At 69.9% G+C, this 15,242-nt stretch carries 14 protein-coding genes; 8 read left to right on the forward strand and 6 right to left on the reverse strand.

What is annotated here, in order from left to right; all coding sequences use genetic code 11:
• The first annotated feature begins 121 nt into the window (after window positions 1-121).
• Genes AB0F91_RS04015 through AB0F91_RS04040 form a run of 6 tightly spaced genes read left to right on the forward strand, consistent with a single transcriptional unit; the run spans window position 122 to window position 6,279 of the window.
• A complete protein-coding gene (locus tag AB0F91_RS04015) occupies window positions 122-1,753 on the forward strand; it encodes a thiamine pyrophosphate-binding protein (RefSeq protein WP_360594519.1) in 1,632 nt (543 codons plus the stop codon).
• Window positions 1,732-1,977, forward strand: a complete 246-nt coding sequence (locus tag AB0F91_RS04020; protein WP_360594520.1) for a hydantoinase/oxoprolinase N-terminal domain-containing protein — start codon at window positions 1,732-1,734, stop codon at window positions 1,975-1,977. Before AB0F91_RS04015 ends, AB0F91_RS04020 begins: the two co-directional genes overlap by 22 nt.
• A gap of 26 nt (window positions 1,978-2,003) precedes the next feature.
• Window positions 2,004-3,212 (forward strand): hydantoinase/oxoprolinase family protein, encoded by a 1,209-nt coding sequence (locus AB0F91_RS04025; protein ID WP_360594522.1) that lies wholly within the window; start codon window positions 2,004-2,006, stop codon window positions 3,210-3,212.
• Window positions 3,206-3,811 (forward strand): hypothetical protein, encoded by a 606-nt coding sequence (locus AB0F91_RS04030; RefSeq protein ID WP_360594523.1) that lies wholly within the window; start codon window positions 3,206-3,208, stop codon window positions 3,809-3,811. Before AB0F91_RS04025 ends, AB0F91_RS04030 begins: the two co-directional genes overlap by 7 nt.
• Window positions 3,805-5,490, forward strand: a complete 1,686-nt coding sequence (locus AB0F91_RS04035) for a hydantoinase B/oxoprolinase family protein (protein WP_360595153.1) — start codon at window positions 3,805-3,807, stop codon at window positions 5,488-5,490. Before AB0F91_RS04030 ends, AB0F91_RS04035 begins: the two co-directional genes overlap by 7 nt.
• A 3-nt stretch (window positions 5,491-5,493) precedes the next feature.
• Window positions 5,494-6,279, forward strand: a complete 786-nt coding sequence (locus tag AB0F91_RS04040) for an SDR family oxidoreductase (protein ID WP_360594524.1) — start codon at window positions 5,494-5,496, stop codon at window positions 6,277-6,279.
• A gap of 362 nt (window positions 6,280-6,641) precedes the next feature.
• Here AB0F91_RS04040 and AB0F91_RS04045 read toward each other — a convergent pair whose 3' ends face one another.
• Window positions 6,642-7,133, reverse strand: coding sequence for a DUF4231 domain-containing protein (locus AB0F91_RS04045; protein ID WP_360594526.1), 492 nt, complete (start codon window positions 7,131-7,133; stop codon window positions 6,642-6,644).
• 49 nt (window positions 7,134-7,182) lie between these two features.
• Complete coding sequence (locus AB0F91_RS04050; protein ID WP_360594528.1) at window positions 7,183-9,156, reverse strand: NPCBM/NEW2 domain-containing protein; 1,974 nt, start codon at window positions 9,154-9,156, stop codon at window positions 7,183-7,185.
• A gap of 164 nt (window positions 9,157-9,320) precedes the next feature.
• Here AB0F91_RS04050 and AB0F91_RS04055 point away from each other — a divergent pair, with 164 nt between their 5' ends.
• Together AB0F91_RS04055 and AB0F91_RS04060 are read left to right on the forward strand one after the other, a co-directional pair.
• A complete protein-coding gene (locus tag AB0F91_RS04055) occupies window positions 9,321-10,502 on the forward strand; it encodes a CoA transferase (protein ID WP_360594529.1) in 1,182 nt (393 codons plus the stop codon).
• A 48-nt stretch (window positions 10,503-10,550) separates the two neighbouring features.
• Window positions 10,551-11,774 carry an aminotransferase class III-fold pyridoxal phosphate-dependent enzyme gene (locus tag AB0F91_RS04060; RefSeq protein ID WP_360594531.1) on the forward strand — a complete coding sequence of 408 codons (1,224 nt, stop codon included), beginning with the start codon at window positions 10,551-10,553 and terminating at the stop codon, window positions 11,772-11,774.
• On the opposite strand, the gene AB0F91_RS04065 is transcribed toward AB0F91_RS04060, so the two are convergent.
• The 4 genes from AB0F91_RS04065 to AB0F91_RS04080 form a co-directional block, all read right to left on the reverse strand.
• Window positions 11,771-12,847, reverse strand: a complete 1,077-nt coding sequence (locus AB0F91_RS04065) for a DUF2891 domain-containing protein (RefSeq protein ID WP_360594532.1) — start codon at window positions 12,845-12,847, stop codon at window positions 11,771-11,773. The genes AB0F91_RS04060 and AB0F91_RS04065 overlap by 4 nt on opposite strands.
• A 1,141-nt stretch (window positions 12,848-13,988) precedes the next feature.
• Window positions 13,989-14,414, reverse strand: a complete 426-nt coding sequence (locus AB0F91_RS04070) for a VOC family protein (protein WP_360594534.1) — start codon at window positions 14,412-14,414, stop codon at window positions 13,989-13,991.
• Window positions 14,393-14,590, reverse strand: coding sequence for a hypothetical protein (locus AB0F91_RS04075; protein WP_360594535.1), 198 nt, complete (start codon window positions 14,588-14,590; stop codon window positions 14,393-14,395). Before AB0F91_RS04075 ends, AB0F91_RS04070 begins: the two co-directional genes overlap by 22 nt.
• A 153-nt stretch (window positions 14,591-14,743) precedes the next feature.
• Window positions 14,744-15,238 (reverse strand): GNAT family N-acetyltransferase, encoded by a 495-nt coding sequence (locus AB0F91_RS04080; protein WP_360594537.1) that lies wholly within the window; start codon window positions 15,236-15,238, stop codon window positions 14,744-14,746.
• Window positions 15,239-15,242 lie beyond the last annotated feature (4 nt).

Consider the following 15,242-nt stretch of genomic DNA (forward strand, 5'->3'; position numbering starts at 1 on the left):
CCGGAGCCTGAGTCTACGCACGATGGGCCGTTCTCGGCCGTTTACCACGTAATCGCTGGTGACAAACGGTGTCCGGTGACGACTGTGCGGCGGTGTTCCCGTGGTGGATACGATCGCGGGCGTGGCAGGACGGACTGGTGCTCAGCATCTGGGCGACGCGCTGAAGGCACTCGGGACCGAAGTCGTGTTCGGGCTCCCGGGGGTGCACAACCTGCCGCTGTGGGAGGCGTTGGCGGAAACGGGAATCCGGATCATCGGTGTCCGGCACGAACAGACCGCGGGGTACGCGGCCGACGGTTATGCCCGCGCCACGGGGAAACTCGGCGTCGCGCTCGTGACGACCGGGCCGGGTGCGGCCAACACGCTCGGTGCCGTGGGCGAGGCGATGGCCTCGGCCGCGCCGGTGCTCGTGGTCGCCACCGACATCCCGTCCACGCTCAAGCGCCCCGGCGTGGTGCGCGGCGTGCTGCACGAAACGTCCGACCAGCAGGCGATGTTCGCGCCCGTGACCAAGGCCGGCTTCACCGTCCACCGCGCCGACCAGATCGGCACCACCGTGCACCGAGCGGCGCGCCTGGCGTTGATGCCGCAGACCGGCCCTGTGTACCTCGGCATCCCGACGGACTACCTGCGTGAAACCACGGCGGCGAGCGGACTGCCGAAGCCGCTCGCCGAGCGCGTGCTCGACCTGCCGGACCTGGCCCGCGCCGCCGATCTTCTGGCCCACGCGCGGCGTCCGCTGATCTGGGCGGGCGGCGGCGCGTTGCGTTCGGAAGCGGGCGAGGCCATCGGCAAACTGGCCGAACGCCTGGCCGCGCCGGTGATCACGACGTTCGCCGCGCGCGGGCTGCTGCCGCTCGATCATCCTTGCCTGGCCCCGAATCCGGTGCACGCGCCGGAGGTCGGCGAGCTGTGGGACGAGGCCGACGTGGTGCTCGCCATCGGCACCGACTTCGACGGCCTGATGACGCAGAACTGGCTGATGCCCGCGCCGCACAAGCTGATCGCGGTGAACGTGGACGCCTTTGACGCGGCGAAGAATTACAAACCGGACATCACGTTGGTGGGTGATGCCCGCCGGGTCGTCGAGTCGCTGCGGCCGGCCGGCCGGCCGGGCCTCGACGAGCTGACCGTGCGGCTGGCGTCGATCGGCCGCCGCGTGCGCCAGCGCATCCGCACCGAGGAGCCGCAGGCCGCCGACTTCCTGTCCACTTTGGAGGAAGTGCTTCCGGAGCCGGCCATGCTGGTCACCGACATGTGCGTGGCCGGGTACTGGATCGGCGGCTTCCACCGCGTGCGCGCGCCGCGGCAGCTCGCGTACCCGATGGGCTGGGGAACGCTCGGTTACGGCTTCCCCGCGTCGCTCGGCGCCGCCGCCACCGGTTCCGGGCGCGTCGTGTGCGTGACCGGCGACGGCGGTTTCCTCTACGCGGTGGGCGATCTCGCGACGCTCGCCGAGGAGCAGCTGCCGGTGACGGTCGTGGTCGTCGACGACGGCGGCTACGGCATGCTGCGCTACGACCAGGACCAGGAAGGCCTGCCGCACCGCGGCGTCAACTGGGACAGCCCGGATTTCGTCGGTCTGGCGCGGTCGTTCGGGGTGCACGCCGACCGCGTGTCCGGGTTCGGGCGGGCGTTCCGGCGGCTGCTGGGCGAGTTCATCGAGTCGGACGAGCCCAATGTGCTGGTGGTGCGGGCGAAGCTGAAGCCGCCGGTCAACACCTCGCCTCGGTGGCCGCGGAAGCCGCGCTGATGGCCGGCCTGCGGGTCGGCGTCGACATCGGCGGCACGTTCACGGACCTGTGCGTGCTCGGTGAGTCCGGGGTCGTCGCGGTCGGGAAGGTGCTCACGACCCATCGCGAGCCGGCGCTCGCGGTCGCCGAGGGCCTGGCGGAGGTGTTCACCCGCGCCGGGTTGGACTTCGATGACGTCGAGCAGCTCGTGCACGGCGCACCACGCTGGTCTCGAACGCGCTGATCGAACGCAAGGGCGCGCGCACGGCGTTGCTGGCCACGGCGGGGTTCCGCGACGTGCTGGAGATGCGCCGCGAGCACCGGTACGAGCTCTACGACCTGCGTCTCGAACTGCCCGAACCGCTGGTGCCGCGATACCTGCGGTTCGACGTGCCGGAGCGGGTCCTCGCCGACGGAACCGTCCACACGGGACTGGACGAGAAACACGTCGCGCGCCTGGGGCGTGAGCTCGACGCGCGGGGGATCGACGCCGTCGCCGTGTGTTTCCTGCACTCCTACACCAATCCCGCGCACGAGCGGCGCACGGCCGAGGTGCTCGCGCGGGTGGCGCCGCGGCTGCGGGTGGCGCTGTCGTCCGAGGTGGTGCCCGAAATCCGGGAGTTCGAGCGGACGTCGACCACGGTCGCGAACGTCTACGTGCAGGACCTGGCCGAGCGTTACCTGGCGGATCTGGCTCGCCGGCTGCACGAGCTGGGAGTGCGCCCCGCGCCGCACATCATGTTGTCCCACGGCGGGATCGCGACCGTCGAGACCGCGGGCCGCTACCCGATCCGCATCCTCGAATCCGGTCCGGCGGGCGGGGCGCTCGCCGCGTCCGCGTTCGGTGTCGGGGCCCGGGAACGCGACCTGCTGGCGTTCGACATGGGCGGTACCACGGCGAAACTCTGCCTGGTCGCCGACGGCGCGCCCCTGGTGACGCACGAGTTCGAGGTCGGCCGCGAGTACCGGCTGCTGCCCGGCTCGGGGCTGCCGGTGAAGGTGCCGGTGACCGACATGATCGAGATCGGTGTCGGCGGTGGCTCGATCGCGCGCGTGAACGCGCTGGGGCTGCTGACCGTGGGCCCGGATTCGGCGGGGTCGGAGCCGGGCCCGGTGTGTTACGGCCGCGGCGGCACCGAGCCGACGGTGACCGACGCCGACCTGCTGCTGGGTTACCTCGACCCCGCGTACTTCCTCGGCGGTGGGATGGCGCTCGACGTCTCGGCCGCGCGTGCGGCGGTGCGGACGAAGATTGCCGAACCACTGGGCGTGAGCGTCGAGGAAGCCGCGTGGGGCATCCACACGAGCGTGAACGAGGACATGGCCAATGCGGCGCGCGTGCACGCCGTGGAGCGTGGCAAGGATCCGGCGAAGCTGCCGATGTACACGTTCGGCGGCGCGGGCCCGGTGCACGGTGCCGGGGTGGCCCGGGCGCTCGGGGCGACGGTGGTGGTGGCGCCGCCGGCCGCGGGGTGCTGAGTGCGCTGGGGTTCCTGACGGCGCCGCTGGCGTTCGACTTCGTGCGTTCGGCGCGGGCGGCTGTGCTCGACCTGTCGTGGGAGGACGTCGACGCGCGGTTCGCCGAGATGGAGGCCGAGGGTGCGGCGCTGCTGCGGGAGTCCGGTGTGGACGGTGCGGGCGTGACGCACACCCGGGTCGCGGAGATGCGGTACGCCGGGCAGGGGTACGAGATCCGTGTGCCGGTGCGCGCTTCGGCCGCCTCTTGGCCGGCCGCGTTGGTCGCGGAATTCACGGACGTCTACCGCTCGTTGTACCGGCGAAGCGGGCCGCCGGTGGCGGTGGAGGTGCTGAACTGGCGGGTGGTCTCGTCGGCGCCGTCGCCCGAGGTTTCGCTGCGGCTCAAGGACTCCGCGTCCGGGGACGCGTTCGGCGGCAGCCGCCCGGTCTACTTCGCGGGTGGATTTGTCGACACGGCCGTGGTAGACCGGTACCGGTTGGGGCCGGGCGCGCAGGTCGCCGGCCCCGCGATCGTGCAGGAGCGCGAGTCGACCGTGGTCGTCCCGCCGGGCGCGCGTTGCGTGGTGCGTGGCGACGCGAGCCTGGAGGTGAGCTGGTGACCGACCCGATCCTCGTGGGCCTGATCGGCAATCGCCTGCACTCGATCCTGGCCGAGCAGCAGAACGCACTGGTCAACACGGCGTTCTCCGCCGTGGTGCGGGAATCGCTCGATCTCGCGTGCGCGGTGTTCGACTCGCGCGGCGAGATGATCGGTCAGTCGACCGGCGGTACGCCCGGTCACATCAACGCGATGGCCACCGGGTTGCGCCACTTCGTCGCCGAGTACCCACCGGAGACACTGGAGCCCGGCGACGTGCTGCTCACCAACGACCCGTGGCAGACGGCCGGGCAGATCAACGACATCACCGTCGCCACGCCCGTGTTCGCGGGTGGTCGGCTGGTCGCGTGGTTCGCGTCGTGCTGCCACGCGCCCGACATCGGCGGCCGGCTCGTGTCCGCGGACGCCACGGAGGTCTTCGAGGAGGGCCTGCGGCTGCCGATCCTGAAGTTCTTGCGCGCCGGCGAGGTCAACGCCGAGCTGGAACGGCTGATCCGCGCCAACGTCCGCACCCCCGAGGAGACCATCGGCGACCTGTACGCGCAGGTCGCGGGCAACGACGTCGGCGCGGCGAGCCTCGTGCGGCTGCTGGCGGAATTTGGGCTCACCTCGCTCGACGACATCGCCGCCGAGATCATGAGCCGCTCCGAGCGGGCGCTACGCGAGGCGATCAGCGCGTTGCCGGACGGCGTGTACCGCCGCGAGCTGGTGACCGACGGCTTCGACGACGAACCGATCGTGCTGCGCGTCGCCGTGACCGTGGCGGACGACGAGATCCACGTGGACTTCGCGGGTTCGTCGCCGCAGAGCCGGCGCGGGGTCAACGTGGTGCTGAACTACACGCGGGCGTACGCGTCGTTCGCGGTGAAGGCCGCGATCTCGCCGGAGGTGCCGCACAACGCGGGGTCGTTCCGGCCGGTGCACGTGACCGCGCCGGAGGGCTCGGTGCTCAACTGCCTGCCGCCGGCGCCCGTCGCGTCACGCCACCTGATCGGGCACTTCCTGCCGTCGTTGCTGATCGGGGCGCTGCCGGGCTGCCCTGTCGCGCCGAGCGCCGACGCGCTGTGGATGACGATCTGGCGTGGCGAGGGGTTCATGTCCACGGTGTTCCAGACCGGCGGCATGGGCGCGCGCGTGTCCCGCGACGGTCTCTCGACCACGGGTTTCCCCAGCGGCCTGCGCTCGACGCCCACCGAGGTGATCGAGACGGGCGCGCCGCTGGTGCAGGGCGTGCGCGAGCTGCTGGTGGACTCGGGTGGCGCCGGGCAGTTCCGCGGTGGGCTGGGTCAGCGGACGACGATGTCGGCCCGGGGTGGCATGCCCTGGAGCGTCAACGGGAACGTCGACCGCGTGCGGGCCGCTGCGTCCGGTGTGCACGGTGGTTCTCCCGGGGGTCTCGGGCGGTTCGGGCTGGTTGCCGGAGATGATCTGCCCGCCAAGAGCCGCGTGGCTCTGGACCCGGACGCCGAGGTCGACCTCGTCCTGCCCGGTGGCGGCGGCTACGGCGACCCACGGCGGCGCGCCGTGGCGGACGTACTGGCCGACGTGGTGGCGGGGTACGTTTCCGCGGAGGCCGCGGAGTCCGTCTACGGCGTGGTGGTGCGGTACACCGGCGCACCGGACGCGCTGGTCAGGCTGCCGGAGGACTACGAGGTGGCCGAACTGCGAGGGAGGGACTGAACGATGGGCCGGTTGGCCGGCAAGGTCGCGGTGATCTTCGGGGGAGCGCGGGGCATCGGCCTCGCCACGGTGCAGGAGTTCCTGGCCGAGGGCGCGGTGGTTTTCGCGAGCGACATCCGCGAGCCGGCGGCCCACCTGGACGGCTACCGCCATTCGCTCGTGGACGCCACCGACGAGACCGCGGTCAACGACTTCGTCGCGGGCGTCATCGAGGACGCGGGCCGCATCGACGTGCTGGTGAACAACGTCGGCGTCCACCTCGCGAAGCCCCTCACGGAGACGACGCTCGAGGACTTCGACACCATCTTCGCCCTCAACGTCCGCACCGCCTTCCTCGGCACGCGCGCCGTCCTGCCCCACATGCTCGCGCAACGCTCCGGCAGCATCATCACGACGTCCTCCAACGGCGGTGTCATGGGCCGCCCGAGCGACCCGGTCTACAACGCGACGAAGCACGCCTTGGTCGGCCTCACGAAGTCCCTCGCCGTCGCCCACGCCCACCAGGGCATTCGCGCCAACACCGTCAACCCGGGCGCCATCGACACCGACATGCTCCGCTCGACCCTCGCCTCCCCGGACGACTTCGAGACCAAGCAACACCAACTCGTGGCCAGCACCCCGGCCGCCCGCGTCGGCGAGGCCACCGAAGTCGCCAAGGCCATCCTCTTCCTGGCCACCGACGAATCCCGCTTCATCAACGGCGCCGTCCTGCCCATCGACGGCGCCAAATCCGCCGGCGCGATGCCCTCGAAGCGCTACAGCCTCGACTTCGACCTCGGCGCCCGCTGACCACCAGCCCCCAACGCGGCGTTGGGTGCGCCCAGCGCACCGAACGCCACGTTGGGTGCCTTCAACGCACTGAACGCCACATTGGGCCGCGTCGGCGACCACACAACCGCCGGCCGCCTGCGAACTCGGCACTCGCCCAGGCCGCGGCCACGCTTGCCACCGACCCGCTCACGCAGCGGAACCGGCACCCAGACCCGCCCCGGCACCCCGATCCGAAGCCTCTTTGCGGTCGGCGAGCCGTTGTCAAGGCACGCTTTCCCGCGTTGACAACGGCTTACCGACCGTCTACACGATCCAGCTTCGGGGTGCCCACCCCACGCAACACGCCCTGCGATGACCGAGGACGAAGAACTAAAACACCCCTACCCCGGCGGCTTGCCCCCCTGCCCTCCATCACCGAGCTTCTTCCTCCTGGCAAACCACCCATCCCTCAGCTCGGCACCGAGCTCCTCGTGCCGCGTGACCAGCACCCGCACGGCCTCCTCATCCGAAACGTCATACGGCGCGATCTTGTACAGATAAGCCGTCGCATCCCGCTCCAAAGAGAACCTCAGCCGCACGTACTCGATCCAGTCGTCGTGAAACCCCAGCACCGTCCGGATCGTCGTCGCGATCAGCACCAGTGCGCCGGCGATCGCGCTGAACGCCACGTCCCACCGCAATGCCGCGAACACCGGTACCGCCGCCGCGCAGGCCACGCCGACGAACTCCGTGGTCACGTAGTGGATGCGGCTGCGGCGGGCGTGGTCGCAGAACCACGCCCACCGCCGTACGACCACTTCCGGCAGCGGTTTCCCGTTGCGGCTTCCGGTGATCATCCAGTGTTCGGCCGGCAGGGCCTCCGTCGACGCCATGCCGCATTCTCCCGCCGCGGCGTGGCGGCTGTGAATGGTTCGGACCGATTCAGCAGGTCACCGCCGCATCGGCCCAGTCGGCATGATCCGTGTTGTTCCCGTCCCCACCATCCGTCACGACGAGGTCCAGCACCTGCACGCCACCCAACGGCACATCCACCGCCTGCGCCGCCGAGCCATGGCGGAACACCTCCGTCGAAGCCAGCGTCTTGCCGTCACCGCGAACCTCGAACGTCACACTTCCCGTGGCGAACTCGTCGTCCAGGCCCACGACCGAATGGAACGTCTGGCAACTCCCACCCAGATACACCCGGACCAGCGACGGCGCGTGCGCTCCCAGGCCATCCGCGTAGACCTGGCCGTTGATCGTGATCGGGTTCCCGTCACCGGCCTGGTTCTCGCCGTTGCTGGTACCGCGTTCGACCGGGCCCCAGCCGTTTTCCGTCAGCAGGAACGGCGCCTTCGACATCGGCGTCACCCCGGAAGCGAACGGTGTCACGACCGGTCCGCTCGCGTCAGCTGACAACGAACGCCGACCCCACCCCGTCGTGTACGAAGCCTTCGCCGAGATCGCCACCTGCGCACCCGGCTTCACGGGCTTGACCGTTACCGCGCGGTCCCAGGACTTCCCCGGAGCCACCACCGGCACGAGGACGTCGCCACGCCCGTCTAGCTGCCAGCCGGACGGCGCCGACACGGTCACCCGAGCCGCGGCGAGCGGGGTGCTGCCGTCGTTGGCGAGCCGAACGTGAGCCGTGAAGGGCTTCCCCGCGGGGAAGTACGAGCCCGTGTCGAGCGACAGCGTCGCCGCCGGTGCGGCAGCCGGGAACTTCGCCGGCCACACCCGGAACACCGCCGACCCGTGGCTCGGCACGGTCGCCCGCAGCGTCCCCGCGCTCTCCGTCTCCGCGCCCGTCCACAGGTCACGCACGCGGAAATCGCGCCCGGATAGGCCGATGTCCGACGCGTTAACCGTCATCGTCGCGTTGGAGATCCCGCGGTTGAACAGCACCACCGCGGCCGAACCGTCGGACATCGGCTTGGCCCACACCTCGGTGTCGCCGTCGTCGCGGACCTTGTGGCCCTGCACGCCCGCCCAGTCCTGGTCGAGGGCGACCACGTCCTTGTTCGCCAGGATCGCCTTCGTCGCGGCGGGCATCGAGCGGACGTCGTTGCCCGCCAGCAGCGGCGCGTTCATCAGCGACCAGAGCGCGAAGTGCGAGCGGTACTCGGCGTCGGTCATGCCGCCGTTGCCGACCTCGAGCATGTCGGGGTCGTTCCAGCCGCCGGGCCCGGAGTACTTCTCGAGCCCCACCTGCTGGTCGAGGATGCCGGTCATGCTGGTCCAGTTGTCGCTGATGTCACCAGTGGTGCGCCACAGCTGCGCGCCGGAGGTCTTTCCCCACAGCCACGGCTGGTTCTCACCCCACTCGCACAGCGCGTAGATCATCGGCCGTCCGGTCTTCTTGATCGCGTCGCCCATCTTCGTGTAGCGCTCGAGGGCGGGGCGGCCCTCGTTGTTGCAGTTGTCGTACTTGAGGTAGTCGACGCCCCAGTCGGCGAAGGTCTGCGCGTCGACGTCCTCGTGGTCGAGGGCGCCGGGCATGGTCTTCGCGCAGGTCTGCGTGCCGGCGCTGGTGTAGATGCCGAGCTTGAGGCCCTTTCCGTGCACGTAGTCGGCGAGTGCCTTGATGCCGCTCGGGAAGCGTTCGTGGTTGGCCTCGAACTTGCCCTCGGCGTTGCGGTTCTGCTCGGCCCAGCAGTCGTCGATGTTCACGTACTGGTAGCCGGCGTCGCGCAGGCCGCTGCTGACGATCGCGTCGGCGGTTTCGCGGATGAGGGTCTCGTTGATGTTGCAGCCGAACTTGTTCCAGCTGTTCCAGCCCATCGGCGGCAGCGCGCCGGTTTCCTGCTGGACGGCGTTCGGCGCGGCGGGGGCCGCTTCCGCGCTCGCGGCGGTGAGGGCGGCGGCCAGGCCGGTGGTCAGGCAGGCAGCCGCCAGCAGGCCCACAAGACGACGCATGAATACCTCCCAGAGTGCGCAACAGAACTACTCAAAGCAGCACATACCCACTCAGAAATCAACAGTAGTGAACGGTTCACGTCAATGGGCCGTTGGTAGGTAATCCGTTGCCCGGGAGGTAGAAAGGAGGAATAGGTCCGCGACGATGCCACGAGGAGCCGCCCATGCCCGAGGTCCGCCCACTCGACGGTCTCAAGGTCGTCGACCTCTCCCGGATCCTGGCTGGGCCGTACTGCACGCAGTACCTCGGCGAGATGGGTGCCGACGTCGTCAAGGTCGAGCCGCCCGGTCACGGCGACGACACGCGTCTGTGGGGCCCGCCGTTCGTCGGTGACGAAGCCGTGTACTTCCTCGCCGCCAACCGCAACAAGCGCGGGATCGTGCTCGACCTCAAGTCCGACCGCGGCCGCGAAGCCGTGCGCCGGCTCGTGGCCGACGCGGACGTGCTCGTCGAGAATTTCCGCCCCGGCACCCTGGAGCGGTGGGGCCTGTCGTACGCCTCGCTGTCCGAGCTGAACCCGCGCCTGATCCACGTCTCGATCACGGGCTTCGGCCAGACGGGGCCGTACCGCGACCGACCGGGCTACGACCTCGTCGCGCAGGCGCTCGGCGGCGTGATGGGGCTGACCGGCGAACCGGACGGCGCGCCCGCCAAGGTCGGCCTGCCGGTGGCCGACCTCAATGCGGGCACGTGGGCGATCATCGGCGTGCTGATGGCTCTGCAGGCCCGGCACACGACCGGACGCGGGCAGTACCTCGACGTCTCGCTGCTCGACGCGCAGCTCGCCTGGCACATCTACGCCGCCGGCGCGCACTTCTACGACACCCCGCGCCCGCGCCGGATGGGCTCGGCACACCCGAGCATCGTTCCGTACCAGGCGTACCACGTGTCCGACGGCTGGCTGATCATCGCGGTCGGCAGCGAGAAGCTGTGGCGCGCGTTCTGCGGTGTGCTCGGCCTGGACATCGCGGAGGACCCGCGGTTCTCGACCAACGCGGCGCGGTCGGCGCACCGCGACGAGCTCAACGCGTTGCTGGCGGAGGTGCTGGTCACGCGCACCGTCGACGACTGGACGAAGGCGCTGGACGCGGCGAGCATCCCGGCCGCGCCGATCAACGACATCGACGACGTGTACGCCGACCCGTGGACCGCCGCGCGCGACCAGGTCGTGCGGCTGCCGCACCCGACCATCGGCACCTACCTGGGCACGGGCTTCCCGGTGAAGGCCTCGGACACGCAGCCGCGGCCGACGTCGCCGCCGCCGGTGCTGGGCCAGCACACGGCGGAGGTGCTTGCGGAAATCGGGTACTCGGAGTCGGAGATCGCCGAGTTCCTTTCGTTGTGACACAAGGAGGATCGCATGGAGAACCCGCTGTGGCACCCGTTCGCGGACATGGGCGCCGTCGACGGCGACCGCTTCGTGATCACGCGCGGCTCGGGCTCGTACGTGTGGGACGACGCCGGCCGCCGCTACTTCGACGCCACGGCTTCGCTCTGGTACGCGAACTTCGGGCACGGGCGGCCTGAGATCACCCAGGCCGTGACGGCGCAACTGGAGAAGTTGGATTCGTACAACCTGTTCGGGTACTACGCGAACGAGCCGGCGTTGGAGTTGGCTTCGCGGCTTTCTTCACTCGCTCCTGTGCCGGGCTCGAAGGTGTTCCTCGGTTCGGGCGGTGGTGATGTCGTCGACACCGCGGTGAAGATCGCGCGGGCGCACTTCGTCCACACTGGACGGCCGGAGAAGACCCACGTCATCGGGCGGATGCAGGGGTACCACGGGACGCACGGCTTCGGTACGGCGGTTGGTGGGATTCCCGTCAATGCTGAGGGGTTCGGGCCGATGCCCTCGGGGTTTTCGCATGTGGCGTATGACAGTGTTGCCGCTTTGGAGGCCGAGATCCTGCGGGTGGGCGCGGATCGCGTTGCCGCGTTTTTCTGCGAGCCGGTGATCGGTGCGGGTGGGGTGTTGTTGCCGCCGGAGGGGTATCTCGAGGCCGCGGTGGAGGTTTGTCATCGGTACGGGGTGCTTTTCGTGGCGGACTGTGTGATCGCCGCGTTCGGGCGGTTGGGGACGTGGTTCGGGATCGATCGGTGGGCGGTTCGGCCGGATATGGTGACGACCGCCAAGGGGCTTACTGGTGGGACCATTCCGTTGGCCGCGTTGTTGGTTTCACCCGAGGTGGCGGAGCCGTTCTTCACTGGTTCGGCCGGTGCGCCGGTTTTGCGGCACGGGGCTACTTACGCCGGGCATCCGGTGGGGTGCGCGGCGGCGTTGGCGACGTTGGACATTTATGAGAAGGACGGGCTGATTCCGCGGGGGCGGGAGCTGGAGAAGCCGTTGGCGGACGCGCTGGCCGGTGCGGCTGAGCACCCGTTGGTCGCGGAGGTTCGGGCTGGGCTGGGGTTCTTGGCCGCGGTGGAGCTGTCGGCGGAAGTGCTGGCGGCGGACCCCGGGGCGCCGGGGAAGCTGCAGCGGCTGGTGCGGGACGAAGGGGTTTTGGTGCGGCCGTTGGGGAAGGGGATCGCCATGTCGCCGCCGCTGGTGGCAGGGGACGAGGAGCTGGATCTGCTGGCGGCGGCCATTCCGGCGGCGCTTTCCCGGCTGCGGGGTTAGGTTTCCGCTCGTTGGGGGGCGTTCCGCGCGGGGGCGCCCTTTCCTGCGTGGTCGCGTGAGCCGGCGGTCAGGTAGAGGACGGCGTAGCAGGCGAGCCAGTGTTCGACCATGTAGTCGCTGCCGCTGACGTGGTCCAGCTCCGGCTCCGCGTGTGCTTTGGCGGCTCGGGTCAGCAGGGGCCGGCGTGGGTCGGCGGTGGGGAGACTGTCGGCCAGGCGGAGCCAGCACCAGGCGCGGCTGAGGTTGAGGCCGCGGAGGTGGGCGATCTGGCCGTCGCTGTCGTCGGTCACGGTGGCCGGGGTGAGGAGCGAGGCGGGAAGCTCGGGGAGGAACCGGTCGAACCAGGCCGCGAACTCGTCGGGCGGCAGGAGACTGGCCTGCAGCTCCGCTTCGGTGAGGGCGGGCGACAGGAAATCGGCGCCGGAGGGTTCCCAGTTGGCGGGGTAGTCGGTGTCGGTGCTGAACCAGCGGGTTGCGGCGTCTTCGAAGGCGGCGAGGAGAGCTGGGTCTTCGGCTTGGCTTCTGGCGTAGGGCAGTGCGCGGGAGAGCCCGAAGGCGCTGTTGTTGTGCGCGCCGGTGCGGATGGGGTAGGCCTGTTTCGGCAGCCAGCCGAGGAAAGCCTCGGTGACCGCTGCCGACAGCGGGGCGAGGTGGGCCGACCAGGTTCGGGCGTCGGGGTCGTCCCAGGTGGCGATTTCGTGGTGGAGCATGAGGGCCCAGCCCCAGCCGTAGGGGCGGGCTCTTGATCCCTTGGTCCGGAACGTCTCGGCTTCGCCTCCGAGGGCGTCGGCGGTGAGGTGCTTGTTGAGTGCGGTCCGGATTTCGTCGGTGGGGAGTGCGGCTGGGACTGTGCGGAGCAGCCGGACCAGCAGCCAGTGCATCTCGACGCAGGAATGCCAGTCGAAGCAACCGTAGAAGGCGGGATACAGGTCGCGTGGACGGTTCGGGAAGTCCCCCGGGAACCGCATCGTGCTGCGGATGTCGTTGGGGAACTCTTTCCTGACGTTGCGCAGAGCGGCTGCGCTGTACTCGGCGGCTCGGGACAACAGCTGGGTCTCTCGCCGGGACGTCATGGGTGTTCGGGCCTCCTGCCCCTGGACGGTCGGGCCAGCCACCACTGCAGGCGGCCCACGGACGGCACGCATCACCCCACGCGATGCACCTGACCGCAAGATCCTCGGTCACGCTACCTGCAATTTGCCACCGTTGGTGGCAAATTGTCGTTGCGATCGGTAAGGCGCGGTGCGCGTCGCAAGGGTGGAGAGGAGTGGCAAGTCCCATGCCTCTTGCCTTGTCGTTGCGTCGGCAACCTGTGACATGCGGTGGCAAGTGTCCGCACCAGTTGGCAAGGCGTCATGGGTGTCGCCATGCCTCGAGGTGCCGCAGGGGTTCTGCCGCTGTCAGTGCCAGTGCGTTTGTCGTGGCAAGGCGCGGCGGGTAACGGCGAGGTTCCGCGCGGATTGGGCGGTGCGCCTTCAACTGGCAAGACGGCGTGCAGGTGGCATGGTGCCGAGGCAGTGGCCAGTGCAATGCAGCTTGGCATGTGCCACTGCGGTGGCGATGCGCCGCCTGAGGTGGCGGGATGCCGTGCTGATTGGCGAGGGCGCCTCGCGGAACGGCATGGGCCATGGCCAGCGTGGACTGACTTGTTCCCATGCGGAATGGCAAGGAACCGCAGAGTGGTACCTGCCTGCGCGGGTCGGCTTGGGTGGTCTGAGTGGCGAGGCGTGCGCGGGTTGGTGGGGTGCGGTGCGGGGCGGCAAGAGGCGTGCGCGGGTTTGGCCGGGTGCGGTGCGGGTTGGCAAGGCGTGCCCGGGTTGGCGCGGGGCGGCAAGAGGCGTGCGCGGGTTTGGCCGGGTGCGGTGCGGGTTGGCAAGGCGTGCACGGGTTGGCGCGGTGCGGGTTGGCGAGGCGCGGCACGGGTTGCGGAGGCGCGCGCATGTTGGCAAGAGGCGCGCAGCTTGGCAACCTGCGGTGCAGGTTCGCGAGGCGCGCATGGATGGCATGGCGCCGCGTGAGATGGCGAGGCGCTGCACGGAGTGGTGTGGACCGGCGTGGAATCGTAGGGTCCGCGTGGAATGGCAAGGGCGGCCCGAGTCGCAAGGTGTGGTCGCCCCGAAGGCTCGGCTGCCCCCAAGTCAGCCGAGCCGGGGCGCGAGATGCGGGTGGAGCCGAGGCGGCTGGCAGGGCCCCTGAAGAAGGCCGGCCGAACCGTCAGCCGATGCAGAATTCGTTGCCCTCTGGGTCCGCCAGGGTGATCCAGCGGTTCGGGCCCTGCGAACCCCGGTGCAGGAACGTCGCGCCCCTGGCCTGGAGTTTGGCGAACTCCTCCTCCATGTTCTCCGGGCCGCCGACGCGGAGGTCGAGGTGGAGGCGGTTCTTCACCGCTTTTCCCTCGGGCACCAGCTGGAACAGGACGCGGCGCGAGTTCTCCGGGTGGGAGATCGCCGCGCCTTCGCGCCAGACCAAGACGCCCCTGTGCAGCGTGGTGTCGGACTCCATCGCGTAGCCCTTGGAGATCATCTCGCGGATGAAGGCCTCGTCGCTGGGTTCGACGGTCCAGCCGAGCGTCTCGGCCCACCAGTCGGCCTGGGTGTGCGGTTCCGCGGAGTCCACGGTCACCTGGAAGTCATACGCCATACCGGGACATTAACGACCGACGCCGACATTTTCGGCAGCTCGGACTCGCCCGGCACATCGGTGAACGCCCACTTGTCGACGCCGCCGCCCATGATTTCGGCATAGCGGCGGGCGCCGTCGGCGTTGGCGAAGCGCACCTGCTGGCCGTTGGTGAGGTGGGTGATCTTGACTGCCACGCTGCCTCCAGACGATCAGAAAACCTCGGTGCCGGCCCGCGGAGCTTCCCCCTCCGGGGCCGGCTCGATCAGTAGAACACGTGTTCGAAGGCGCTCGCAAATCGGGTCCCCCTGGTGGGCGACGCATGTCCCCCGGAGGGGTAACACCGCTGGTCAGCGAATCATCGCGACACGCGGCCAGCGGTCCAGCCCGAGGGCGGCCTCGTGCTCGCGGATGGCGCGCAGCGAAGGTCCCCACGACGACTCGAAAAACTCCCGGAAGCCCAGCCGCATGTAGTACGGAGCGTTCCACGGCACGTCGAGAAAGGTCGTCAAAGTCAGCCCCGGCAGACCACGGGCAACCGCCCACGAAGCCGCCGTCTCGATCAGCTGGCGACCGAGCCCCCGGCGGGCGAAAGACGGCAGGACCGACACCTGCTCGACGTGACCGTTCCCGTCCACGACGTCCGCCAGCAGGTATCCGGCCACGACACCCGAGCCATCCACCACCCAGCACCGCTCATCGGCCTGGTACGGCCGCAGCTGGGCCACCGAAAACGGTTCGTCATCCGCGACGGCCGCCATCCCCAGGTCGCGGAACGGCTCCCCGGCCGCGCGTTCGAGTTCGCCCAGCAAGGGCAGGTCGGACGCACGAGCGAGCCGGATCATCCCC

Source organism: Amycolatopsis sp. NPDC023774, from assembly GCF_040639695.1.
Taxonomy (GTDB): domain Bacteria; phylum Actinomycetota; class Actinomycetes; order Mycobacteriales; family Pseudonocardiaceae; genus Amycolatopsis.